The 24,697-nt window shown below is 62.6% G+C and carries 24 protein-coding genes and 1 pseudogene; 22 read left to right on the forward strand and 3 right to left on the reverse strand.

Annotated elements, in window-relative coordinates:
* The first annotated feature begins 80 nt into the window (after window positions 1-80).
* The 7 genes from hrcA to BQ7477_RS05415 all read left to right on the forward strand — a co-directional run bounded on the left by hrcA (window position 81) and on the right by BQ7477_RS05415 (window position 6,984).
* Window positions 81-1,124: a heat-inducible transcriptional repressor HrcA gene (gene hrcA / locus BQ7477_RS05385; protein ID WP_073983095.1), complete on the forward strand. Its 1,044-nt coding sequence runs from the start codon at window positions 81-83 to the stop codon at window positions 1,122-1,124.
* A gap of 61 nt (window positions 1,125-1,185) precedes the next feature.
* Window positions 1,186-2,304, forward strand: a complete 1,119-nt coding sequence (gene dnaJ, locus BQ7477_RS05390) for a molecular chaperone DnaJ (RefSeq protein WP_073983096.1) — start codon at window positions 1,186-1,188, stop codon at window positions 2,302-2,304.
* Window positions 2,305-2,310: 6 nt separating this feature from the next.
* Window positions 2,311-3,099, forward strand: coding sequence for a 16S rRNA (uracil(1498)-N(3))-methyltransferase (locus BQ7477_RS05395; RefSeq protein WP_073983097.1), 789 nt, complete (start codon window positions 2,311-2,313; stop codon window positions 3,097-3,099).
* A 168-nt stretch (window positions 3,100-3,267) separates the two neighbouring features.
* Entirely contained in the window at window positions 3,268-4,599 is a 1,332-nt protein-coding gene (locus tag BQ7477_RS05400; RefSeq protein WP_073983098.1) for a C1 family peptidase, read from the forward strand.
* Between the two features lie 290 nt (window positions 4,600-4,889).
* Entirely contained in the window at window positions 4,890-5,666 is a 777-nt protein-coding gene (locus BQ7477_RS05405; protein WP_073983099.1) for a gamma-glutamyl-gamma-aminobutyrate hydrolase family protein, read from the forward strand.
* Window positions 5,663-6,355, forward strand: coding sequence for a sugar O-acetyltransferase (locus BQ7477_RS05410; protein WP_073983100.1), 693 nt, complete (start codon window positions 5,663-5,665; stop codon window positions 6,353-6,355). The genes BQ7477_RS05405 and BQ7477_RS05410 overlap by 4 nt, the downstream gene beginning before the upstream one ends.
* On the forward strand, window positions 6,352-6,984 hold the full coding sequence (locus BQ7477_RS05415; protein WP_073983101.1) for a peptide deformylase: 633 nt from the start codon (window positions 6,352-6,354) through the stop codon (window positions 6,982-6,984). The genes BQ7477_RS05410 and BQ7477_RS05415 overlap by 4 nt, the downstream gene beginning before the upstream one ends.
* A 42-nt stretch (window positions 6,985-7,026) precedes the next feature.
* Here the strand turns inward: BQ7477_RS05415 and pflA are convergent, their stop codons facing one another.
* From pflA to pflB, 3 genes are all read right to left on the reverse strand, one after another.
* A complete protein-coding gene (pflA, locus tag BQ7477_RS05420; protein WP_073983102.1) occupies window positions 7,027-7,905 on the reverse strand; it encodes a pyruvate formate-lyase-activating protein in 879 nt (292 codons plus the stop codon).
* 131 nt (window positions 7,906-8,036) lie between these two features.
* Window positions 8,037-8,288: an autonomous glycyl radical cofactor GrcA2 gene (gene grcA2, locus BQ7477_RS05425; protein ID WP_073983103.1), complete on the reverse strand. Its 252-nt coding sequence runs from the start codon at window positions 8,286-8,288 to the stop codon at window positions 8,037-8,039.
* Between the two features lie 125 nt (window positions 8,289-8,413).
* A complete protein-coding gene (pflB, locus tag BQ7477_RS05430; RefSeq protein ID WP_073983104.1) occupies window positions 8,414-10,519 on the reverse strand; it encodes a formate C-acetyltransferase in 2,106 nt (701 codons plus the stop codon).
* A gap of 275 nt (window positions 10,520-10,794) precedes the next feature.
* Here pflB and BQ7477_RS05435 point away from each other — a divergent pair, with 275 nt between their 5' ends.
* The 15 genes and pseudogenes from BQ7477_RS05435 to BQ7477_RS05505 all read left to right on the forward strand — a co-directional run bounded on the left by BQ7477_RS05435 (window position 10,795) and on the right by BQ7477_RS05505 (window position 24,671).
* Window positions 10,795-12,102 carry a homoserine dehydrogenase gene (locus tag BQ7477_RS05435; RefSeq protein WP_073983105.1) on the forward strand — a complete coding sequence of 436 codons (1,308 nt, stop codon included), beginning with the start codon at window positions 10,795-10,797 and terminating at the stop codon, window positions 12,100-12,102.
* A 1-nt stretch (window position 12,103) separates the two neighbouring features.
* Window positions 12,104-13,054: a homoserine kinase gene (gene thrB / locus BQ7477_RS05440; protein ID WP_073983106.1), complete on the forward strand. Its 951-nt coding sequence runs from the start codon at window positions 12,104-12,106 to the stop codon at window positions 13,052-13,054.
* A 483-nt stretch (window positions 13,055-13,537) separates the two neighbouring features.
* Window positions 13,538-14,518, forward strand: a pseudogene (gene rho, locus BQ7477_RS05445) (transcription termination factor Rho); the annotation flags it as partial.
* Window positions 14,519-14,776: 258 nt separating this feature from the next.
* Complete coding sequence (locus BQ7477_RS05450; RefSeq protein WP_234968705.1) at window positions 14,777-15,952, forward strand: DUF5129 domain-containing protein; 1,176 nt, start codon at window positions 14,777-14,779, stop codon at window positions 15,950-15,952.
* Between the two features lie 276 nt (window positions 15,953-16,228).
* Window positions 16,229-17,431 carry a DUF5129 domain-containing protein gene (locus BQ7477_RS05455; protein WP_234968706.1) on the forward strand — a complete coding sequence of 401 codons (1,203 nt, stop codon included), beginning with the start codon at window positions 16,229-16,231 and terminating at the stop codon, window positions 17,429-17,431.
* 252 nt (window positions 17,432-17,683) lie between these two features.
* Window positions 17,684-17,905 (forward strand): 50S ribosomal protein L31, encoded by a 222-nt coding sequence (gene rpmE, locus BQ7477_RS05460; protein WP_009055255.1) that lies wholly within the window; start codon window positions 17,684-17,686, stop codon window positions 17,903-17,905.
* Window positions 17,906-18,000: 95 nt separating this feature from the next.
* A complete protein-coding gene (gene prfA, locus BQ7477_RS05465; protein WP_084795683.1) occupies window positions 18,001-19,095 on the forward strand; it encodes a peptide chain release factor 1 in 1,095 nt (364 codons plus the stop codon).
* The gene (locus BQ7477_RS05470; protein WP_073983109.1) at window positions 19,092-19,973 is read left to right on the forward strand and encodes a N5-glutamine methyltransferase family protein; all 882 of its coding nucleotides are present in this window, start codon (window positions 19,092-19,094) and stop codon (window positions 19,971-19,973) included. The genes prfA and BQ7477_RS05470 overlap by 4 nt, the downstream gene beginning before the upstream one ends.
* Window positions 19,974-20,006: 33 nt before the next feature.
* Entirely contained in the window at window positions 20,007-20,672 is a 666-nt protein-coding gene (locus BQ7477_RS05475; protein WP_073983110.1) for an L-threonylcarbamoyladenylate synthase, read from the forward strand.
* Window positions 20,669-21,775: an MraY family glycosyltransferase gene (locus BQ7477_RS05480; protein WP_073983111.1), complete on the forward strand. Its 1,107-nt coding sequence runs from the start codon at window positions 20,669-20,671 to the stop codon at window positions 21,773-21,775. The genes BQ7477_RS05475 and BQ7477_RS05480 overlap by 4 nt, the downstream gene beginning before the upstream one ends.
* Window positions 21,772-22,065 carry a hypothetical protein gene (locus BQ7477_RS05485; RefSeq protein ID WP_073983112.1) on the forward strand — a complete coding sequence of 98 codons (294 nt, stop codon included), beginning with the start codon at window positions 21,772-21,774 and terminating at the stop codon, window positions 22,063-22,065. The genes BQ7477_RS05480 and BQ7477_RS05485 overlap by 4 nt, the downstream gene beginning before the upstream one ends.
* 98 nt (window positions 22,066-22,163) lie before the next feature.
* Window positions 22,164-23,039, forward strand: coding sequence for a F0F1 ATP synthase subunit A (atpB, locus tag BQ7477_RS05490; RefSeq protein ID WP_073983113.1), 876 nt, complete (start codon window positions 22,164-22,166; stop codon window positions 23,037-23,039).
* Window positions 23,040-23,080: 41 nt separating this feature from the next.
* Complete coding sequence (gene atpE / locus BQ7477_RS05495) at window positions 23,081-23,290, forward strand: ATP synthase F0 subunit C (RefSeq protein WP_003792932.1); 210 nt, start codon at window positions 23,081-23,083, stop codon at window positions 23,288-23,290.
* 5 nt (window positions 23,291-23,295) lie between these two features.
* Window positions 23,296-23,856: a F0F1 ATP synthase subunit B gene (gene atpF, locus BQ7477_RS05500; RefSeq protein WP_073983114.1), complete on the forward strand. Its 561-nt coding sequence runs from the start codon at window positions 23,296-23,298 to the stop codon at window positions 23,854-23,856.
* Entirely contained in the window at window positions 23,853-24,671 is an 819-nt protein-coding gene (locus BQ7477_RS05505) for a F0F1 ATP synthase subunit delta (RefSeq protein WP_073983115.1), read from the forward strand. Before atpF ends, BQ7477_RS05505 begins: the two co-directional genes overlap by 4 nt.
* Window positions 24,672-24,697 lie beyond the last annotated feature (26 nt).

Genomic DNA, 24,697 nt, shown 5'->3' on the forward strand with positions numbered 1-24,697 from the left:
ACTGTCCGGCTCGCCGCCGTTCACAGGCGGGGAGTAGCATTGGCACTCAGAAGTAGGGAGTGCCAGACGGAGGGAGTGACATGGCACGCAACAGCGCGCAGAGCCGCAGGCTTGACGTCCTTCGCGCCATCGTCACCCAATACGTCGCCACCCGCGAACCCGTCGGATCGAAGGCCATTGCGACCGGGGGTCTGGGCGTCTCTTCTGCGACGATTCGTAACGACATGGCTGTCTTGGAGGAAGCTGGTCTCATCTACCAGCCCCATACCTCCGCCGGACGAGTCCCCACCGACAGGGGCTACCGCGTCTTCGTTGACCGGCTCGCCCGACTCAAGCCCATGAGCGCCCCGGAACGTCAGGCATTAGAAGCCTTCCTCTCCGAATCCGTTGACATCGACGACGTTGTGGAGCGTTCCGTCCGTCTCCTCGCGCAGGTTACTCACCAAGTAGCCCTCGTCCAGTACCCGGGATCGCGCGTGCGTACACTGAAGCATCTTGAGGTCCTCGGGATCGCCCCCGGTCGCATTCTCACCGTCGTCATCACGACTGATGGGGAAGTAGGGGAGCGCACCCTCACCCTTGATACCCCCCTCGACGACGCTCAGCTCGTCGCCGTGCGTGACCACATGCGCGCCCACTGCGACACCGCTACCTCACAGACCGCGCGCTCCTGTGTGGACGCCGCCACCGCCTCGTGCCGACCGGAACTCGCGGCGGCCGTCACCGCGGTCGGCGCCGCGCTTACCGAGGTCCTTCGTGGGACCGGAGATGCAAAGATTGTTGTCGCCGGCGCGGCTAATCTAGCACGTGGGGCACTGGACTTTCGTGACATTGCCCCCGTCCTTGACGCGCTCGAAGAGCAGGTCGTCCTCATGCGGCTCTTCTCTGAGGCGGATCCAGGCGAGGACCTGCACGTGAGCATCGGTACGGAAAATCCGCACGACGCCCTGGCCGAGGCCGCGGTCGTCACGGGCACCTACCGCGCTGGAGCTGATAACAGCGGCGGTTCGGCACACCTTGGCATCGTAGGACCCATGCGGATGGACTATGCGCACACTATGAGTTCCGTCCGTGCCGTCGCCGCCTACCTGTCCAGGTATCTGGCGCAGGACACCGATCAGTGACCATGTATACGACCGCCTACCAAATCATGACGATTGCCCCCCACGGGAAGGAAGAGCAAGCGTGAGAGACTATTACGAGGTCCTCGGCGTCGCCCGCGATGCGAGCCAGGAAGAGATCAAGAAGGCATACCGCAAGCGTGCGCGTAAGCTTCACCCCGATTATGCGGGGGCCGACTCGGAAGAGGCCTTCAAAGAACTCTCGGTTGCCTACGAGACCCTGTCCGACCCGGAGAAGCGTCAGATGTACGACATCGGTGGCCCAGACGCGCTGCGCGGCGGAGGAGCTGGCGCGGGCGCACCCTTCACCGGCTTCTCCGATATTTTCGAGGCCATGTTCAGCGGCGGCTTCGGAGCTTCCGCGCAGGGTCCTGCCTCGCGCGTACGTCGCGGTAAGGACCAGCAGGTGACCGTTGACATTACGCTCGAAGATGCCACCTTCGGAGCCGCGAAAGAGGTGTCCTTCAAGACGCACGTCCTGTGTGACACCTGCCATGGCGCAATGTGTCAGCCGGGTACATCACCCGAGCGGTGTGCGACCTGTCAGGGCTCCGGTTTTGTGATGCAGGTTCAGAACTCGCTGTTTGGTCGCATGCAGACGCAGGCGCCCTGTCCCACATGTCAGGGTTACGGCTCCACGATCGCTCAGCCCTGCACTGAGTGCAACGGCGCGGGTCGCATTGCAACCCGCCGCACCCTCAACATTAATATTCCGGCAGGTGCCAGCGAGGGTACTCAGATTCGCGTCAGCGGCGAGGCTGAGATCGGTATGGGTGGCGGCCCGAATGGTGATCTGTACCTGATGATTCACGAGAAGAAGCATCCTGTCTTCGATCGTCGTGGCGACGACCTGCACACGTGGATCACGATCCCGATGACGACGGCGGCGCTGGGAACCGAGTTCGAGTTGGAAACCATGGATGGGAAGAAGACTGTCACGATCAACGCGGGCACACAGCCCAACGACGACATTGTCTTGGAGGGACTCGGTGTCGGCCACTTGCAGCGTTCGGGGCGCGGCGCGATGCACGTGCACGTGGACGTGGAGATCCCCAAGAAACTGGATGAGACCTCGCGGACCCTGCTCGAACAGCTGGCGAAGGCGCGCGGTGAAGTCCGTGTCGAGCCACATCGTCAGCAGGCGACATTCTTCGATAAGCTACGCGACACCTTCATGGGCTGATTGGCCATGACGCTGCCTGTTTTCCTCAGTGAGGATTTGACTCCCGAGCCCGCTCGCCTCACTGTCGGGGATAGTGCGACGCTGTCCGGCGCGGAGGGGCGCCACGCCGCCTCCGTGCGCCGTATCGGTGCGGGAGAATGGGTGGATGTCGTGGACGGGGCTGGTCTGCGCTTGAGGTGTGAGGTCAGTGAGGCCGATAAGTCGTCGTTGTCTCTCCTCGTGCGTGAGATTGTGCGGGAGAGTGCGCCTGACCCCGAGGTGGTGCTGGTCCAGGCCCTTGCCAAGGGCGGGCGAGATGAGGATGCCGTGGAGATCTGTACGGAGATTGGCGTCGACCGCGTGATTCCGTGGGCTTCCCAGCGCGCGATCGTCCGGTGGAAGGGGGCGAAGGCGCACAAGGGTCGGTCTAAGTGGGAGGGCGTCGCTCGAGCCGCCGCGAAGCAGTCGCGTCGTGCCTTCGTGCCGACCATTGAGGCGGTCATGGACAGTTGTGAACTAGCGTCGTGGGTTGCCTCCCTCACGCGCGAGGCCGGGGTAGCTTTCGTATGTCACGAGGAGGCAACTGTCTCGCTTGGGGCAGTGCTCGCGCAGGTTCAGGACTCGTGCGCGAATGGGGTTCTGCCTGCGCGCATTGCTCTGATCGTGGGTCCCGAAGGTGGGATCGGTCCGGAGGAGACTGCGTTGCTGGTTGCGGTCGGTGCTCGTACGATCGGGCTGGGGGCCAACGTGCTGCGCTCTTCGACGGCTGGCGCGGTCGCGCTGACGCTGATACGCGCAGCAGCTGGAGCCTACTAGTCCCGTATGGTGCGCAGAAATACGTCGCGCCGCGACGCGCCATCGGTACGTTTCGGCTCCTGTTCTTTGTCTCATGGCGGCGCTCTAGTCAGGGATGGGTCGTCCGTGTCCCAGGGTTCGGAGTATTCTTATAGAGAATGACTCTCGATTGAAAGGAAGCCGTCACTCATGGCCCACGAGATCACCGACGAGCTGATCGATCGCCTCCACGCATACTCGGACACTGCCCGCACGGTCGCCCGTAACGCCGTCGCCCACGCCGGGGTTGAATCAGTAGCTGTCGACCGCGACAAGGTCGTGGGCACGCCCACCGTCGTCTCACACAAGGTGGACGACTGGACGGTCACCTCCCAGAAGAAGTCCGGTCGCTGCTGGCTCTTTTCCTCCCTTAACCTCCTGCGTTCAACTACCCGCACCCACCTGGGACTGAAAAACTTTGAGTTCTCGCAGAACTACGTGCTCTTCTGGGACAAATTTGAACGCGCCAACTTCTTTCTCACCTCTGTCATCTCCACCGCGACGACAGAGAAACTCGATGGCCGCCTTCTACAGTTCCTCCTCGGTGACGTGCTCTCCGACGGTGGACAGTGGGACATGGCGGTATCCCTCTACCTCAAGCATGGACTCGTCCCCAAGATGGCGATGCCCGAAACCGAGTCTTCGGGTCACACGGCTCCCATGAACGCTCGTCTGAAGGTTCTCCTGCGCCGCACCGCCCTGGAACTGCGTGCACTCGTCGCCGAAGGCGCCTGTGAGGAAGAAATTAACGAAGTCAAGGACGCGGCCTTGGCCGACGTGTGGCGCATCCTCGTCATCTGCCTGGGTGAGCCTCCTGCTTCCTTCGAGTGGGAGTGGCGTGACGATGCAGGCGAGTTCCACCGTGACGGCATCCTCACCCCCCGCGAGTTCTATGAACGCTATGTGGATGTGGACCTGACACAGTACGTGTGCCTCGTCGACGATCCGCGCACCTGCCACCCCAAGGGCCACACACTGACCGTTGACTACATGGGCAACGTTGTCGGCGGACGCCCGATCCTCTACGTGAACGCCCCCATTAGGCAGATCCGTGCGATCACTACCTCGGTCCTGACATCGGGCCGCGCCGTCTGGTTCGGCGCCGACTGCCACCCGAACTCTGATCGCGCCTCCGGCCTGTTTGTTGACGGCCTCTACGACTTCGATAACCTTTTCGGCGTAGACTTTTCCACCTCGAAAGAGCAGCGCGTGGACACCGGCGAATCAGCGATGAACCACGCGATGCTTTTCACGGGCGTCGACGTAAACGAGGCAGGGGAGGGACGCCGCTTCCGTGTGGAAAACTCGTGGAGCGAGGAGCCTGGCGACAAAGGATTCTTCACGATGGATGCCCCCTGGTTCGACGCAAACGTCTTTGAGGTAGCAGTGCACGTGGATGACCTGCCCGCCGAGCTGCGCGCCGTTATCTCCGAAGAACCGACGCACCTGCCAGCGTGGGATCCGATGGGCGCACTTGCCTGAATGAGTCGCGCCTGACACAGGTCAGCGAATCCCTTTGTGTGGGACGGGTGATGTGGGACAATTGTTCTGCGGCACTCGTCCCACATCCGCAAGGAGATCATCGACATCGCGTGGCTTCCAGACGAGCAGAAGGAAGCGATGTGTGCCCGAGCGCACCGAACCGTCGCGCAACACTGACAGAGCCGAAGTAACGGGACAAGAAGGATCCTGCGCGCAGACCCCACTGTCACAATAGGTCACCCCGTGAACGCTGCGCGCAGACGCGAGTCCGGCCTGCCATGATAGGAATCATGACGAACCACACGAAGCCGACGTTGTTGATTTCCAACGTCCTTCCGGCACGCCCGGGGGACGAGGCATACAACAACATTTGCATGCGCCTGTGGGATCGTCTGCTTCAAGCCGCCCTGCCCACCTGGAATGTCATTCGCGAATACGCGCAAGAAGACGGTGCTGAGGGGGCACCTCTGCGAGCACGCAGCGCAGACGCGATCATCATCATGGGCGGCGAAGACGTCCACCCCGTCCACTATGGTGCTTCCCAGGGGTACAACCGTGAGGGACACCACTGGTATCGTGCTGACCTCGGTCAGCTTGCCCTCGTCGACTATGCGGCTTCGACCGGCACCCCACTACTGGGTATCTGCCGCGGCATGCAACTCATCAACACCGCATTCGGCGGCACCCTCGAGCAGGACATCGCGGACGGCACCCACACGAATCCCTCCATCCTCACCGACCACCTTTTTGTCCGCCACAACGTGCGTGTGGAAGCTGAAAGCCACCTTCAGCGGGTCCTGTCGCCCGTCCTGCGCGACTCTCAGCTGACCATTTCCTCGGCCCACCATCAGCGCGTGGATCGTCTCGGAGACAACCTGCGCATCAGCGCCTACGCCCCCGATGGCACGGTCGAAGCCATCGAATCCCCCGACGCTCCCATCATCGGCGTCCAGTGGCACCCCGAGGATCCCGCTGACGACATCGCCCAGCTGCTAGTCTTACTCCGACACATGGATGCGCGCCGTGTACCCCGACTCGCGAAGGCATCGACTACCCTGGTCGCATGAGCACCTCACCGGGTACGAACTTTGATGATGCCCGTTTTCACGCTGACGCGCGCACACCCTCCCAACGCATGACGGACGGGGATTACTACGTGGCCGACGATGAACTGTCAGCCCACACGAAGCGCGCCGTGCGACTCCTCTCGCTCTACGAGCAGGCGCATCCCACCGATCCAGACATCGCTCGCTACCTCCTCGCCCAAGTTCTCGGCGAGGTAGGGCAGGACGTCGAGATTCGCCCACCCCTGTGGGTCGACTACGGGTACAACATCGCAATCGGCGACGGTTCCTGGGGCAACTACGGTCTCACCGCCCTCGACGTCGCTCCTATCGCCATTGGTGCAGATGTCCTTATCGGACCCAACTGCTCGCTCTACACCGCGGTCCACCCGACCGAGCCCGGGCCTCGTCGCGCCAAGTGGGAATCCTGCGAACCCATCACTCTGGAAGACAACGTCTGGCTGGGTGGCTCGGTCACCGTGTGTCCGGGCGTGACCATCGGCGAGAATTCAATAATCGGGGCCGGTGCCGTCGTTACGCGTTCCATCCCGGCCAACTCCATCGCCGTCGGCAACCCTGCCCGCGTCATCAAAGCACTGGACCCGCGCGCGCCGCGCCCCATTGAAGCAGTGAGCGTCGGTGTCATCAACGAGTACGCAGTGCCGAAACGAATGACCAGGAAACGGACATGAGCATCCTCCCGATCTACATCACGGGCCAATCCGTCCTGCACAGAGCCGCCGAACCCGTCGAACGCTTCGACTCCTCCCTCTCCGATCTGGTCACCGACATGATCGACACAATGCACGCAGCCCCCGGCGTCGGCCTCGCAGCGCCGCAAATCGGCGTAGGACGACAAGCTTTCGTCTGGTCCTATCGGGGAGGCGGTGCCTTTGACCGGCGCTACCGGCACATTCTCCAACTCGAACGTGCCTCGGCTCTCGGCTTCAACAATGCGGTGAGCGGAGTCGTCGTCAACCCGATTCTCGACCTCATCTGGGACGATTCAGGAGCGCGTGCGATCCTGCCCACCGATCTCGACATCGCGTGTGAATCCGAAGGATGCCTGTCCGTTCCCGGACTCCAGTACCCGCTGCGCCGAGCACTCGGTGCCGTCCTTCGCGGCTACGACACCACAGGGACACCAATCACCGTGGCCGCGCGCGGATGGCTCGCGCGTATCTTCCAGCACGAATACGACCACCTCCAGGGAACACTCTACGTTGACCGGCTCGAAGACCCCTACACGCAGATCGCCCGTCAGGCTGAAGCGGATAAAGGCTGGGGGCGCCCCGGATGCACGTGGACCCCAGGGGAGTGAACCTAAGCCACCCCGCTGGGATCCCTCTACGTGCGTCGACCCTCAGTGGACTTCGAAACCCAGTGAGCGGAAGCACTCGCGAACGTTCTCTGTCGCTTCCGGTGTAGGGGCCTTCGCATCCTCAAGCTGATAGTTCAGACCCAGCGAATGCCACTTGTCTTTGCCCAGCTGGTGGAAGGGAAGAACCTCAATGCGGTCGATGACCTCCTTCCAACGCGTCACAATGTTGCCAACCTTGCGAATGTTCTCAGGGTCGTCGGTCAGACCCGGGACCAGGACGAAACGAATCCACATACGCGTCGCGCCGCCGCGCGCAGCAATACGATCGCCAAAGGCAATTGTGGGGGCAAGGTCACGCCCAGTCGTCTTCTTGTAGGTCTGTTCATCGCCGCTCTTGACATCTAACAGCACCAGGTCAGTTGCATCAAGCATCTCGTCGTCGCAGTTCGCGCCCAAGTAGCCGGAGGTGTCGATGCACGTGTGGACGCCCATCTCTTTGGCGCCGAGCAAGATCCGCTTAGCGAAATGAGGCTGCATAAGGACTTCGCCACCGGACAGAGTGATTCCGCCCTTCGTTGTGCGGAAAATACGCCGGTAGCGCGCAATCCGGGACAGCAGTTCTGTGTCCGATACGGGCGCTCCGTCCTTCATGAGGAAAGTGTCGGGATTATGACAGTACAGGCAGCGCAGTGGGCAGCCGTTGAGGAAGACCGTCATACGCGTCCCGGGACCGTCGACAGCGGTGACAAGCTCCCAGGAATGAATTGAGCCGAGCGTTCCCTCACGCATGCGCCTCAGGCGTTCAGACCGCTCCAGGTCCGTGATCTCTTCCAAACCTTCGACGCCGGCTCCGACAGTACGGGACTGGGGGGCTTGGAAGTCCTGTTCACGGAACGTGGGGATGGCAAGAGACTGCGTCATGTTATCTTCTTCGATGTCGTGTGGGCTCTGCGAATGCTTGATCGGGGGAAAGCGCCGGAGGAACGCGGGCACCCGCGGGTATAGCGGTGGGGCGCTGGGCGCACGCCCAGCGCCCCACCGCGTCGCACCGATCAGGCCGAGTGGTGGAAAGTGCGGGACAGGACGTCCAGCTGCTGCTCACGGGTGAGCTTAACGAAATTGACGGCGTAGCCGGAAACACGAACGGTCAGGTTCGGGTACTTCTCCGGATGCTCCATGGCATCCTTCAGTGTGGACTCCTCAAGAACGTTGATGTTCGCGTGATAGAGGCCATCCTTCTCGCCGCGCTCCTCGCGGGCGGCCTTCATGTCAGCGAGGCGCTCCTCGTAGGTCTTGGTTGCCATAACATTTCTCCTTAATTGTGTGATACCGGTGCTTCCGGCTCGGGTAACGCCGGATCGCGACGTTACCCACGGGTGGGGTGGCGGGGATCAACGAGGGTGTCGGCTGATCCCCGCCGACGAGTCGATCAGTAACCCTTGGTGCCGTCGTAGGCGCAGGAATCATCCGGGACGAAACCAGCGTCGAGAATACCGACCAGGTTCTGAATCTGCTCTTCCTTCGAACGACCCAGGCCCTGGGGCGTGATCGTGTTGGTCAGCGAGATACCGTCGAGTGCGTCGTTGTAGTCCAGCTTGCCGACCGACAGCATGGAGGCAACCATGCCGTGCGTGTCAATGCCGTTCTCCGGGTTCGCGCCGGGGGCGAAGGGGGTGCCCTTCTCGTGGCCCGACGGGAAGGCGCCGGTGGCCTTGCCGTAGACGACGTTCGAGGTAATCGTCAGGACAGACTGGGTCGGGATGGCATCACGGTACATGGGGATCTGACGAATCTTGTCCATGACGGTGTGGACCACGGTCGCGGCGATGTCGTCGGCACGATCATCGTCATTGCCGTAGGTCGGGAAGTCGCCTTCGGTGCGGTAGTCGACGACAAGGCCGGTTTCGTCGCGGATCGGGTAGACCTTCGCGTACTTGATCGCGGACAGAGAGTCAGCGACGATGGACAGACCGGCGATACCGCAACCCATGGTGCGGACGATCTCGGCGTCGTGCAGAGCCATTTCGACGGCCTCGTAGGCGTAGCGGTCGTGACAGTAATGGATGATGTTGAGAGCCTCAACGTAGGTGCCGACGACCCAGTCCAGCATTTCCTCGTAGCGCTTCCACACGTCGTCGAAGTCGAGGGGGCCATCGCCCTGAACGGGTTCGTAGCCGTCCATAATCTGCTTGCCGCTCATCTCGTCACGACCACCGTTGATGGCGTAGAGCAGAGCCTTGGCGGCGTTGACGCGGGCACCGAAGAACTGCATCTGCTTGCCGACCCTCATGGGGGACACGCAGCAGGCGATGGCGGCATCGTCGCCCCAGTGGGCGCGAATCTGCGGATCGGACTCGTATTGGATCGAGGAGGTCTCGATGGAAATGCGAGCGCAGAATTCCTTGTAACCGCGGGGCAGGTTCTCGTCCCAGAAGATCGTGATGTTCGGCTCGGGCGCGGGGCCGAGGTTCACCAGAGTCTGGAGCAGACGGAACGAGGTCTTGGTCACCAGCGTGCGGCCATCGTCGCCGAAGCCAGCGTCGGACCACGTGGCCCAGTAGGGGTCACCGGAGAAGATCTGGTCGTAGGCGATGGTGCGCAGGAAGCGCGTGATGCGAAGCTTGATAACAAGAGCGTCGATGATCTCCTGCGCGCCGGACTCATCCAGCGTGCCGTTCTTCAGGTCGCGTTCGAAGTAGCAGTCGAAGAAGCCGGACAGGCGACCGATCGACATGGCGGCGCCGTCCTGAGACTTCACCGAGGCCAGGTAGCCGAAGTAGGTCCACTGGACGGCCTCGTGCGCGTTGGTGGCCGGTCCGGAGATGTCGTAACCGTAGGATGCGGCCAGGTTCTTCAGCTTCTTCAGAGCCTTGATCTGCTCTGCGTGTTCCTCGCGGTAGCGCGCCCAGTGCTCAGAGAAAGGCTGGTCGGCGTAGCGATCCTTGTCCTTCTGCTTTTCGGCGATGAGATGGTCCACGCCGTACAGGGCCACGCGGCGGTAGTCGCCGATAATGCGACCGCGACCGTAGGCATCCGGCAGGCCGGTGATGATGTGAGACGAGCGGGCGGCGCGGATGCGCGGGGTGTAGATGTCGAAGACCGCGTCGTTGTGGGTCTTGCGGTACTTGGTGAAGATTTTCTTCACCTCGGGGTTGTATTCCTTGCCGGCCTCGTGGATAGCGGTCTCGACCATGCGCCATCCGCCGTTGGGCATCATTGCACGCTTGAGTGGGGCATCGGTCTGCAGGCCGACGATCACATTGTCGTCCTCGCAAATGTAACCGGGCTTGAAAGCATCGATGTCGGCCGGGGTGTCCGTGTCAACGTCAAGGATTCGAACCTTGCGCTCTTCGGAGAGGTACTTCTCCTCAAGGGTGTTCCAGACCCGCATCGTCTTGTCGGTGGGGCCGGACAGGAACGAGGCGTCGCCCTCGTACGGCGTGTAGTTCAGCTGGATGAAGTCGCGAACATCGATTTCATCGCACCAGTTACCCTTGACAAAACCTTCCCAGGCTTTCTGGTCTGCTGTCGTCATTCTTCCTCTTCTCGAATGTTCCGTAATCCCTGTGGGGACGGTCGTTGGGAGCGAAGCTCCGTCAGTGCGTCGGATTCCGGCGCTTGGGTCTATTGTCCTACGGTCTGTGGGTGAGCGACAAGCCGTTTCGTCGATCGACCTATGTTCTCTGTCTCAGGATGTGGGTCGAAGGTTTCCTGCGCCGCAATTATAGGACGAAGGTCCCCGCAAGGGAAGTGGAGCTGCCGACCACATACACTGGTACCAGTGCCCGTTTCACGAAGGAGAACATTCCCATGTCTGCACCCCGCCCGGTACTCGGAGTTGGCGTTCTTGGAGCTGGAACCGTCGGTAGCCAGGTCATTCGCATCCTGCAGGCGAGCCGCGAGGATTTCGCCGCCCGTTCCGGTGCCGAAATGGACGTGCGTCGCGTTCTTGTCCGTAATGTGGATGCACCGCGCGACTCGCCGATTGACCGCGAGCTGCTGACGACGGACCCGGCTGAGGCCATTGACGGAATGGATCTGGTGGTCGAACTCATCGGCGGTATCGAACCCGCACGCACGCTGGTTCTGCGGGCGCTCAACCAGGGGATCTCGGTCGTCACCGGGAATAAAGCCCTGCTGGCTGCCCACGGTCCCGAACTCTACGAGGCCGCTGCATCCAACGATGCCGACCTCTACTACGAGGCTGCCGTCGCCGGCGCTGTGCCCGTCGTTTACGGCCTGCGCGAATCGCTGGCCGGCGACCGCGTCACCACCGTGATGGGCATCGTGAACGGTACGACGAACTTCATCCTGGATGCGATGAGTTCCAAGGGCCTGAGCTATGAAGAAGCCCTCAAACAAGCCCAGGACCTAGGATTCGCTGAGGCCGATCCCACAGCTGATGTCGAGGGCCTGGATGCGGCTGCGAAGTGCTCGATCCTGGCGTCCCTTGCCTTCCACACCCGCGTCGGCATCGACGACGTCGCGGTCGAAGGTATTTCGAACATTACCAAGGAAGACATGGAGGAAGCCGCGCGCGTCGGCCACACCATCAAGCTCCTGGCGATCGCCGAACGCCGCATCGGCGAGGATGGTCGCGAGGGCGTTGCAATGCGCGTCCACCCCGCCCTGGTCCCCTCTGATCACCCCCTCGCTTCCGTCGACGGTGCCTTCAACGCGATCCTCGTTGAGGGGGAGAACGCTGGACGCCTCATGTTCTATGGCCAGGGTGCCGGCGGCGCCCCCACGGCCTCGGCCGTCCTGTCTGACCTGGTGGCCGCGGCGCATCACCGTGCCTTTGGCGGTCACGCACCGCGCGAGTCCGTTTATGCGCACCTGCCGATCCTCGATCCCGGCTCGACCTACACGCGTTACCAGATCCGCCTCCAGGTGGAGGATCGCCTGGGCGTCCTGTCCGACGTAGCCGGTATCTTCGCCCGCCACGGTGTCTCCATCCAGTCGGTGCATCAACGCAACGACGAGGTGCCCGGTGCCTGCGTTATCGTCGTGACCAGCCACCAGGCCCGAGAAGCCGACCTGCGCGCGGTCGCCCGAGCGCTTGCCGTCTCTGACGCGGTGCGCGAGGTGACCTCCACGATCCGGGTTGAGGGTGAGTGACGTGCGCGTGCGTGACGACTTCGTCGCGGTGACAGTTCCTGCGACCAGCGCGAACCTGGGTCCTGGGTTTGATTGCATGGGCCTGGCCCTCGACCTGTGGGACGACGTTTCGGTCCATGCGATGACGGGGCCGACGTCGGTCATCGTCGAGGGGGAGGGTGCCGGAAACGTCGAACAGGGCGAAGACAATCTCGTCGTTCGTGCACTGCGCTTTGCCCTCGACCGCGTGGGTGCCCCCCAGGTCGGAGTGCGCATGCATTGCACGAACCGAATCCCCCATTCACGAGGCCTGGGTTCCTCTGCGAGTGCGATCGTCGCCGGTGTGGCGCTTGCCCGTGCGCTCGTCGGTGAAGAGGACGTGCTCGGGCGACAGGAGATTCTTCAGATCGGCACCCAGATGGAGGGGCACCCCGACAACGTGGCACCCGCCGTCTTTGGCGGTGCAACGGTCGCGTGGATGGACGAGGAGACGAACGCAGTGGGATCGCTGCGGCTGACCCCGCCCGCGGGCGTTGAACCCGTCGTCTTTATCCCGGATTTTAAGCTGCGCACCGCAACCGCGCGCGCCGCATTGCCGGATACTATCGCGCACGTTGACGCGCGTTTTAATGTCGCGCGCGCCGCTGCGCTCGCAGCAGCCCTGTCGGGACAGGCGCAAGCTAGCGGGGGAGCGGACATGCACTGCGTGCTGATGGAGGCCACACGCGATCGTCTGCACCAGGAACAGCGTCGAAGCGTCATGGAACCCTCTCTCGCGCTCGTCGACTGGCTGCGCGGTGCCGGCTATGCGGCCGTGGTGTCAGGTGCTGGCCCCACTGTGCTCTCTCTCGAAGCTGTTGGGGCGGATGTTCGCCGTGAGGCAGCGGCATCGGGGTGGCGTGTGCTGCCGCTGGGAGTTGCCGCTACTGGAGTTCAGATCACCCGAGGATCCCTTGCGAAAGTTGCCTTCTAAGTGGCTTCTCAGCTGTGAGTTTCTCCGCAAGCACCGCCAGTCGCGCCGTCTACATGACAGTGGGCTGGCGGTCTTGCTATATTCTTCCTAGGTTCGAATCGACAGTTCGACTCCGACCGTTGTGGTGCGTTTTTTACGCATCTTCCTTATCAAGCTTTTTCTTGTGCTTGAGCAATTCACCTCGCCCCATTTCGGGCGCATTCCAGTAAGGATCACTTCGTGAGCAACGAAACCCCCGCCGAGATGACGACCGCGTCGCTGTCGGCGATGAAGCTGCCCGAGCTCAAAGCTCTGGCTGTGTCCCGAGGATTGAAGGGCATCTCCCAGCTTCGTAAGTCCCAGCTGATCGAGCTTCTGAGCAATGGTGCCGGCGCTCCGACCACGCCCAATGCCGATACCCGTGAGGAGGTTCAGGGCGTCGAGGAAACATCGTCAGTTGCCCTCACCCTCGAGGAAAGCTCAACCCAGGCTCCGATCTCCNCCGGGGCCGTTCGTCTGCCCCGCGAAGGTGAGCGTCAGCGCCAAAAGTACAACGCCCTCGTGCGCGTCGACTCCGTGAACGGCATGACGATCGAGCAAGCGCAGGCGCGCCGCGAATTCGGTAAGCTCACCCCGGTCTACCCTTCCGAACAGCTGCGCATGGAGACCTCACCGAAGGCTTACACGCCGCGCGTCATCGACCTGGTCGCCCCCGTGGGCAAGGGGCAGCGTGGTCTCATCGTCTCGCCGCCTAAGGCCGGAAAGACCATGGTCATCCAGCAGATGGCCAAGGCCATCGAGCTGAATAACCCCGAGGTGCACCTCATGGTCGTCCTGGTGGACGAGCGCCCCGAAGAGGTCACCGACATGCGTTCGATCGTCAAGGGCGAGGTCATCGCCTCCACCTTCGACCGTCCTGCCTCCGACCATACAACCGTCGCCGAGCTTGCGATTGAGCGCGCCAAGCGCCTCGTCGAGCTTGGGCAGGACGTTGTCGTCCTCCTTGATTCGTTGACGCGTCTGTCGCGTGCCTACAACCTGGCTGCGCCCGCATCGGGTCGTATTCTCTCCGGTGGCGTCGACGCCTCGGCCCTGTACCCGCCTAAGAAGTTCTTTGGAGCGGCCCGAAACATTTCTGAAGGTGGCTCACTCACGATCATCGCATCCGCATTGGTGGAGACGGGTTCGAAGATGGACGAGGTCATCTTTGAGGAGTTCAAGGGAACTGGCAACATGGAACTGCGTCTGTCGCGTCAGCTCGCCGAACGCCGCATCTTCCCAGCCATCGACCTCAATGCGTCGGGTACCCGCCGCGAGGAACTCCTGTTCAAGCCTGAAGAGCTGCGCATCATGTGGAAGCTGCGCCGTGTTCTGGGTACGCTCGATCAACAGCAGGGTCTCGAACTGGTGCTCGACAAGCTCAAGGAGACCCAGTCGAACGCAGAGTTCCTCATGCTCATCCAAAAGACCACGCCCTCCGAGTGATCGGAGCGTAGGAGGCGGGGCGAGTGGCGAGAGCCGCTCGCCCCGTTTTCTGATGAGGCGCACCTGCTNAAGGACTCTGGCCACGCAAAGGCTGGGCCGGACGCGCCCACTAGACCCACGACACGCCGTCTAAAGCACCACGTTTGCGCCTATAGCCCCCACTAGACCCACGACACGCCGTCTAAAGCACCACGTTTGCGCCTATAGCCCCACCTGCTCATACCGGACAACTAATAAGGCCTGTGCCAGAATTGGCGCATGGTGAACACGACACCGAGTGTGGCCAGTACGCGGGTGGAACGGGGGACCTCGCGCCGATCCTGGAGCGCTGCGCGCGGACTTCTGCGCCTCGTTGTAGGGCTCTTTCTCTTGCTGACGGCTCCCCTTCAGCTGGCAATCGCCATCTACGATCAGGCCCATCACGGGATGGGGGCGGCGGTTGACTGGCCGAATTGGACCGGCTGGGTCATGACGCTATGCGGAATCGGCGTGCTGTGGAGCGGAGTCAGTCGGCGGCGCTCGGGGCGTCAGAAGATGACGACGATTGCGCAGACGTGGGCATCCTTGGAAAAGCAGCGGGCGCAGGTCGAGCGCGTGTTCTCCGCGCTCGTTCGCGCCGGGCACTACGAGAGCGGACTGACGGCGCGCTATGAGTGTGCCCGAGCCGAACGCGTCAGGGTTGGCACTCGAATCGAGGAGTACAGGTCGCCGGGTTTCCTCGCGTCGCTCAGCGAGGCATCCGCAGGCGCGGGGGATGAGATTTTGTCTGAGATGACTCGCCTGGCGGACGCGGATACCGCGATCATGGCGGCGCACGACTTGTTCGCGTTCGCGCCCGGCTGGCGCGACGTGTGGGACAACGAGATTGGCCCGCTCATCGAAGACTTGGACGTCCTCGATGACGTCGCAGACAGCCTCGAAGCAATCGGCACGGACCCGCACATCCTGACGGACATTGAGGCGTTCCGAGAGCGTGTGGGGGATGACAAGGACACGGTGATCAACCTTGGAGAACGCCTCGAGGGCAGGCAGCTCGATCCTGCCCAGGCGCTGGAAGAACTCGACCGGATAGCCAACGAGGCGCGAGGACGCACCGCCGAGCTCATCGAGGCGACTCTCGCCGCCGATGCCTCGTCGCAGGGGCGCGCACGCTACGCGCGATGGAAGGGTGCGGGAATCAGCCTGACCGCGGCTAATGCGGAGTACGACAGGGCCTACTGGAGCGAGGAGGCAGACACTGACGTCGAGTACAATCCGGCAGCCACGATCCGACTGATCGCAAACTCTGCGGGCGTTGACCTGAACGGGCTGCCAGCACCGGCGACCGGTGTTCTGACGGCTGGCCGCTCATCCATCTATCTGCTGCCGATGTATCTCGATCGATACCTGACTGGCGAGGTGGATGCGGCGGGCGATGGCTGGTCCTCGGACTGAGTGGTAGCGAGGGTCACTTGCGCCGTTGCTGCGTCTCGAAAACGCTTGTGCCACCGTGCGTGAACCTGACCGGCATGTCAGTGTAAAGGTATGACGTCTTCGACGTGCGATGCAATGAACACCGGTTTCGAGGGACGTGGATCCCGGAGCATGAGCCTCAGCGCACGCGGTTTTCTGTGAGTCATGGTGGGGCTTCTCAGGATCGGGCTCGTCCTCGTCCTTCTGATGACATCACAGTGCTGAGCGGATGGGGGCGAAACATGCCAGAGTGGAGCCATGACGTCAGTGACAAACGCTCCGATGAACAACGCCGCCACCCCCGGCGAGCTGTCGCCCAGCGCGCGCGGTTGTCTGCGCCTCGGAGCGGGCCTGCCCCTGTTCCTCGCGGCCCCCGCGTGGCTCGGCATCGCTTCACTGTTGGACGCTTCACACGCGATCCAGTGGCCCGCCTGGTACGCGTGGGTGGCCTCGATCGTGGGCGTTGTCGTCCTGGTGCGTGGCGCGATGCTGCGGCGCCGCTCGCGTGAGAGCATGCGAGAGGCCATCCGGGGGTGGGACGACCTGGAGAGGTGCCATGCGTCGGTCGAACTCGCTGTCGCGACGCTCCTCACAAGTGGGCGCTACGAGCGCGGCGTGAACGCGCGCTACCAGGCCGCCCGCGCGCAGCGTGAGAGGGCGCGAGCCGTGATCGCCTCGTGTGGTGCGTTATCCTTCCCCGCGTCGCTGAGCGCGGCGACGTCGCGGAGCGTGGAGCGGGCCGTCGCAAGCTTTCCCTCGCTGATGGATGCCGACGCCGCGATGATGGCCGCGTGCGAGTTCTTCGATCGCGGTCCCAATTGGCGGCGGATATGGGACAACGAGATGGGCGTCGTCTTTGAGGACATGACCGTTATCGAGACCATCACGGACTCCATCCAGTGGCGAAGCAGGGTGCCGATGGTGAGGGCCATGGTCGCCTCCCTCGTCGAGTGGATGGATCAGCAACGCCTGGCCGTCATCGACATCTCAGAGAGCCTCGATCGCGTAGCGATTACTCCCGGGCAGGCCCTGGAGCGCCTCGACGCCATCGCCGACGAGGCCAGGGTGCGTTTGGTGGAACTCATCGAGGCGGTTCTCGCCTCCGACACGTCGATGCTTGGGCGCAGGCGCTACAAGCGTTGGCGCAATGGGGCAGGGGAAAAGCTGCGCGCGAACGAGACTCGCTACATCGGCGCGTACCGTATCGCTGGCGTGACGTACTCCTACAATCCCGCCCAGGCGGTTCGCCTGACGGCAAACAGCGCGGGTATCGATCTTGCGGGAAGCGCCGCCCATTCCACCGCGCGTTTCGTGGCGTTCAACGCCGAGGTCTACGTGCCACCCGCGTACCTCCACCGCTACCTCGTCTGGGATGGGATGTCGCGGTACGGATCCTCGCGCGCGACGTACCTGACGTCGGCCGCGAACATTGGTCCGCACAGGAGCGAGATCGCGTTCTAATCGAGGCCGGCGCCTCGTCGTCCAACTGGCGGGCAAGGGGGACGATGGTCGGGCTTCGCCCATAGCTGATCTCACGCCCACGGGGGGCTGTCGTCGTTGAAGCTGATGGGGCGCTGTGCCATAATGACGTGTCGGCTTACCGGTTCACCGGCATGCCCCAGGCGCTTGCGCGCGCTGGAGGGCGAGTCCCCGTCGGATGCGGGGGACGCTGCATGTCCGGACCCGGAGCACCAAACGATCCAGGAGAATTCCATGCGAAAGGGCATCCACCCCGAATACGTGGACACCGTCGTGACCTGCACGTGCGGCAACTCGTTCCACACCCGTTCCACGATCACCTCCGGCGAGATGCGCGTGGACGTGTGCTCTGCCTGCCACCCGTTCTACACGGGCAAGCAGAAGATTCTCGACACCGGCGGCCGCGTCGCCAAGTTCGAAGCCCGCTACGGCAAGCGCGTGCGTCCCTCCAAGTGAGGGTGAGCGGATAGCTCGACGGCGGTGTCGTCGGCCTGAAGGCTGGCGGCACCGCCGCGTTTTTAACACTGTGTAGGCGAAGGATGTGGTGAATCGTGGCCGCGACTGATGAGCTGGGCGCTCTGGGGCCACTGCTGGAGGAATATGCGCAGGTCGAGGAGCAGATGGCCGATCCTGTGACCCTGACAAACCCACAGCTGATGCGTCGCGTGGGCAGACGATACGCCGAACTCGGTCGCATCAAGGCTGCCGCCGATCGCCTGAATATCGCGGCGGGGGACCTTGAGGCTGCGCGCGAGCTTGCCGCTGAGGACCGCTCATTTGCAGACGAAATCCCGGCCCTTGAGAAGGAAGAAACCGCTGCCCATGAGGCGCTCGTAAAGATTCTCGCGCCGCGCGATCCAGAGGACGCCATGGACGTCATCCTCGAAATTAAGGCTGGTGAAGGCGGTGAGGAGTCCGCGCTCTTCGCTGCCGACTTGGCGCGCATGTACGGGCGCTACGCGGAGGAGCATGGCTGGAGCGTCACCCAGATGAGTGCGACCCACACCGAGTTGGGTGGCTTCAAAGACATTACGTTGGCGATCCGCGCGAAGGGGACGCCCGCTCCCGATGAGGGCGTGTGGGCTCACTTGAAGTATGAGGGGGGCGTGCACCGCGTACAAAGAGTGCCCGTCACCGAGTCGCAGGGGCGCATCCACACGAGTGCCGTCGGTGTCTTCGTCATGCCTGAACTTGAAGACGATGATGACATTGTTATCGACCCGAACGATTTGCGCATTGACGTGTATCGATCAAGTGGCCCTGGAGGGCAGTCTGTCAACACGACGGACTCAGCTGTGCGTATCACTCACCTTCCCTCGGGTATCGTCGTGTCGATGCAAAACGAAAAGTCGCAGCTGCAGAATAAGGAAGCAGCCATGCGCGTGCTCGCCTCACGCCTCGCGGCCGAAGCGCGCGCGAAAAAGGAAGCTGAGGCTTCGGCTCAGCGCCTGTCCCAGGTACGCACCGTGGACCGATCGGAGCGCATCCGCACGTATAACTTCCCGGAGAACCGCATCGCTGATCACCGCACGGGCTTTAAAGCCCACAACCTTGACCAGGTTCTGTCGGGCGCGCTTGACGGAGTCATCGCGTCGCTGCAGGAAGCTGACGAAGCTGAACGCCTGGCGGCAGTGGCACACGCATGAGCGGGCAGAACGAGGGACAGTGGGGTCTGCACGAGGCCAGGGCCTGGGCGCGCGCTCGCCTGGGCGAGGCCGGGATTGACTCGGTGGATGCAGATACGCGTGAACTCCTCGAGTGGGCGTGCAATGCGTCTTCGCAGTGGGAACTACCGACCGCTCTCACGCAGCGTCAGTCCGAGGCGCTGCGGTCAGGTGTTCGCGAGCGCTCCCTGCGCATTCCCCTCCAGCATGTCACGGGCCGCATGTTCTTCCGTTCCCTGACGCTGCGTTCCATGCCCGGCGTGTTCGTTGTGCGTCCCGAGACCGAGATCTTGGCTGGCTTCGCCATAGAAGAGGCGTGCCGAGTCGTCGCAGATCGTGGCGAAGCGCGTGTCGTCGACCTGTGCACCGGCTCCGGTGCGATTGCCCTAGCAGTGGCTGCCGAGGCTCCCTGCACTGAGGTCTGGGCGGTCGAGAAGGAACCCGACCCCTTCGCCTTGGCGTGCCGCAACCGGGATCTCACCGGTTGTCATGACGTGCACTTAGAACGCGGCGATGCGACTGAACCCATTACCCTCGACTTCCTTGATGGCCTTGTCGATATTGTGGTCACCAACCCACCCTATGTTCCAGCTAACGAGATGCCCACACAGCCCGAGGCCTCAGCCGACCCGCACTGCGCCCTCTACGGTGGCAGTGCGGACGGGACACAGATTCCCAGCAAGATTATCCGACGCGCACTCACCCTCCTACGCCCGGGCGGCCTTTTGCTCATGGAGCACTCGCCCAGCCAAGCTGCTGTCCTGCGCGAACATGCCACCCGCGTCGGTATGGTTGACGTGTCCACCGCACCCGATATGACCGGACGGTTGCGCTTCCTGCGAGCACGCGCGCCTCAATGACGGGCACCGGACAATCTGACACAATGAGCCGTGATGAGTACTGAGACGATCCTACGAGCGATACCGTCGCTGAGCGCCGATGACCTGGCCGTGGCAAGCCGCGAACTGCGAAACGGTCGCCTCCTCGTCGTCCCCACGGACACCGTCTACGGTATCGGATGCGACGCCGCTAACCCCAGCGCCGTCGCCGATGTGCTCGCAGCAAAAGGTCGTGGCCGCCAGATGCCGCCCCCCGTCCTCGTCTCCTGCGCGAACGCACTCGACGACTTGTGCGTCGACGTTCCTGACTATGCGCGCGCTCTCGCACGCGCATTCTGGCCCGGTGGCTTGACCCTGATTCTGCGTGCACGCCCCGACCTCGGCTGGGACCTCGGTGAGACGGGTGGCACGATCGGGGTGCGTATGCCTGATCAGCCCGCTCTGCTCGCCCTCCTGCGCACGTTCGGCCCAATGGCCGTGACATCGGCGAACCTCACTGGAGAGCCGCCGGCCACGTCGATCACAGAAGCGGTGAGTTCCTTCGGCTCTTGTGTCGCCGCCTATCTGGATGCCGGACCGACCGAGAGCGCCACGGCCTCGTCCATCGTCGACTGTTCCCATGGCGATCCCCGCATGATCCGCAGAGGAACCATCAGCCTCGAGGAGCTGACGAGCGCCGCTGGCTTATCAATCGTGGACGTGCAGGGGGCGCGTCCGTGAAGGTCTACCTGCTGCTGGCTGCCATCGCGATGGCACTCACGATCCTCCTGACACCCGTCGTTCGCTGGGGATGCCTGCGCTTCAACATTTTGCCTCCCCTACGAGGGCGCGACCTCCAAAAGAAACCGATCCCGCGTCTCGGTGGTGTCGCCATGACACTCGCCCTGATCATCACGATGGCGCTGGCCTCGCGTATTCCCTACATGGCACCGCTCTTTGAGGGAACCATTCCGTGGGCTGTCATGGCGGGGGCCGGAGCGATGTGCCTCCTCGGTATCGTCGATGACATCATCGAGCTGGACTGGATGGCCAAACTCGGCGGACAAGTCCTCATCGCGGGGGGCATGGCCTTCGGGGGCGTCCAACTCGCTTCGTTCCCGATCTTCGGTTTGACGCTAGGGTCATCACGTCTGTGGCTCTTCGTCTCCGTCTTTTTCATCGTTGGCATCATGAACGCCGTTAACTTCATTGACGGTCTCGATGGGTTGGCGTCGGGAATGATCGCCATCGGAGCAGGATCCTTTTTCATCTACTCGTACATCATTACCCGGCTGATGGGAGCAGTGTCATACGCGACGACCGCGAGCCTCACTGTCATCGCCCTGCTCGGCGTGTGCGCCGGCTTCCTCTGGTTCAACTTCCACCCGAGTTCCATCATGATGGGCGGGGGAGCGGAGACCATGGGCCTCGTCCTGGCGTCTGCTGGCATCATCGTCACCGGCAAGATTGATCCATCGCTGCTTGAAAGCCAGCAGAAACTCGTTTCCGCGTTGCCCCTGATCTTGCCGATGTCGGTCATCTTTATGCCCGTTCTTGACCTGGTCGTAACCTCTATCCGTCGTATGAGACGAGGCAAGAGTCCATTTGTGGCTGATCGGTCACACTTTCATGACCGACTCCTCGTTGCCGGGCACTCTCACCGCGGTGTCGTTGCGATCTTGTGGATGTGGACCGCCATCGTGTGTATTCCGGCCGTCGGCCTCCTCGTCTTCGACTGGTGGGGTGTTGCCCTGGTCGCGATTATCGCCGCATCGATTGGTGTCGCCATCACGACCCGCGAATTCCCTAAGGAAGACGCAACCGCACAGGAGCACACCGCATGACCTTAATCCTCGCACTCATCATGGTTGTCCTGATCGGTGGGGCCCAATGGTTCTTCACCTCGCGTGCCCTGCGATCACCCGCCCATTTCGTCGGCTGGGTGAGCGGCGGATACGCGGCAAAGATCGCTCTGCTCGTCACTGGGCTCTATGTGCCCCGAGTCCTCGGAGTGGACGTACGTATGGCCGCTCTCGCCACGATCATCGCGATAATTGTGTCCTCGACCGTGGAGATGGGCGTCATGATGCGAAGGCGCACCATGAACGTCGATCCTCGCCCCGACGACGAGTAGTTGTTGCAGGTGCCGTGGGTCCACAGTCTGTATAGAATGGAATGTGTTGCTAGCGCAGCGAACACCCCACTGGAGTTCAGACGAAGGAGGCACGTTCCGTGTCCAATAACGCGCCCGCTCGCACCGCCGCAGCGTCCAAGCCGCGTTGGTATTGGGTGAGTCTCGCAATCCTTCTCCTCCTCATTGGCGCGACCGCCTATCCGGCGTTTACTCAGCATCCCCACCAGCCCGCTCTGAAGGATTTTTTTCCATCGGTAATCTTTGGAGAGGGAACGTTCTTCGAATTCAACCGACTGACGCTGGCCCGCGTCATCATGGGGTTCCTCGTGTGCATCGTGCTCGTTGCCGTTGCACGTAAGCCGAAGCTCGTGCCTTCGCGCGGTCAGATGGCCGTTGAAGCCGTCGCCGGGTACATCCGCGACAACGTCGCTCTCGACATGCTCGGACCAACGACCGGACGGAAGTTCTCCGGCTTCGTCGGCTTCCTGTTCTTTGGTGTCCTTGCCATGAACATCGCTGGCGTTATTCCAGGCATCAACATCGCGGCCTCCTCCGTGGTGGCAGTCCCCATGGTCTTCGCGATCATCACCTACGTAACCTTCATCGGTGCGGGTATCGCTAAGCAGGGCGTCGGAAGATTCTTCGCTGCCCAGCTTTTCCCGCCCGGGCTGCCCGTGCCAATGTACTTGCTGATCACGCCGATCGAGTTCCTCTCCAACTTCATCGTTCGACCCGTAACGTTGACGCTGCGACTCCTGTGCAACATGATCTCCGGTCACCTCCTGCTGGGCATGACCTACTTCGGCACAGCGATGCTGTTGCACGAGCTTTCCATCCTGAGTGCTGCCTCCGCTCTGACCGGTGCCGCTGTCTTCATCATGACTGGCTTCGAAGTTTTCGTGGCCTTCCTGCAGGCCTACATTTTCACGATCCTGTCGACCGTGTACATCAAGCTTTCCGTCGAACACCACTGACCCCTAACGCCACCCGGCGTTACTAACAGAAGGAAACCACTATGGGAACCGCTGCATTCGCCTACATCGGCTACGGCCTCGCCACCCTGGGCCCCGGCCTCGGTATTGGCCTGATGGTCGGCAAGACCCAGGAAGCGACTGCCCGCCAGCCTGAGGTTGCCGGTCGTCTCTTCACCAACATGATCATCGGCGCCGGCATGGTCGAGGCACTCGGCCTCATCGGCTTCGTTCTGCCGCTCATCGTTAAGTGATCGCCATGTACCAGATTGTCGCCGCTGCGGACCAGGAGGTCGGCGGACTCGCCGTTATCCTGCCGCCGCTGTACGAGATTTTCTGGTCGGCTGTTGTTCTGCTCATCGTCCTGCTTCTCGTTGGACGCTACGCGCTTCCTCGCATCTACAAGACGATGGACGAGCGCGCTGCGGCGATCGAGGAGGGGCTTGGCGCCGCTGAGCAAGCGAAGGCTGACCAGGCAGCCGCTGCGCGCGAACGCGAGGAGATCATTCGCCAGGCACATGCCGAGGCACACACGATTCGAGAGCGGGCCAACGACGAAGCGAAAGCCATCGTGGCCGCCGCTCGCAACGAGGCCACCGGCGAAGCAAACCGCATCCTGGAGGGTGCGCAGCGCCAGGTTCTGGCCGAGAAGCAGGCTGCGCAGATCTCTCTGCGTTCCGAGGTGGGCCTGCTCGCCTCCGAGCTCGCCGAGAAGATCATCGGGGAGCAGCTTAAAGACACGGCCCTGACCTCTCGTGTGGTCGATCGTTTCCTCGACGAACTCGAGGCCGATAACGCGCTCGTCGAGGAGAAGCGATGACGCAGGTGCGCACGATCGAGTCCGTCCCGTTTGCATCCGACCTCGCGGCGGCCCTCGCCGACCCGGGCGTCGATGCGATGCGGGTCGCCGAAGACTTCTTCGGTTTGGCCGACCTGTTCAAAGAGAACGCCCGCCTCGGACGTGCGCTGACCGACCCGGCGCGGACAACCGCTGACAAGCAGGCCCTCGCCGCACAGGCATTCTCCCCGCATATCACGAGCGCGACCATGTCCGTCATCAATGTCGTCGTGGCACACCATTGGCGTCACCCCGCTGACGTTACCGACGCACTCGAAGTCCTCGGTATCCTCGGCGTGCTGAACGCGGCTGGCGCTCACGACGACCTCGACCTGGTTCGTGAGGAGTTATTCCAGGTGCGCTACTTCTTGGCCCACAACCGCGAGGTGCGTGTGCGCCTCTCAGACAAGGCCAAGGGCAACTCCCACGAGCGCGGCGATATTGCGACCGCACTCTTCGGATCGCGTGTCAGCGCATGGACGATGCGCCTCGTTCGCCGAGCTGTCGGTCGATCGAACCACGGTCGTCTGCTGCACAACCTTCGCCGGTACGCGCAGTGGGCGGCGACCATGCAGGACCGCCTCTTCGTCACTGTTGCCACGGCCTCGCCGATGAGCCAAGCCCAGGTTGAGCGCCTGCGGGACATTCTGACCAAACGCTACGGCGTCACTGTCGACCTGGCGATCTCCGTCGATCCCGATATTATCGGGGGTTTCCGCCTGCGCGCAGGGATGACCGCCATCGATGCGTCGCTTGCCTCCAGGCTCAGCGCCGCACGGGACGCGATCGCTAGTTAGCGCCCCTCGTACACCACATTCATCAT

Source organism: Actinomyces bouchesdurhonensis, assembly GCF_900128465.1.
GTDB classification, from domain to species: domain Bacteria; phylum Actinomycetota; class Actinomycetes; order Actinomycetales; family Actinomycetaceae; genus Pauljensenia; species Pauljensenia bouchesdurhonensis.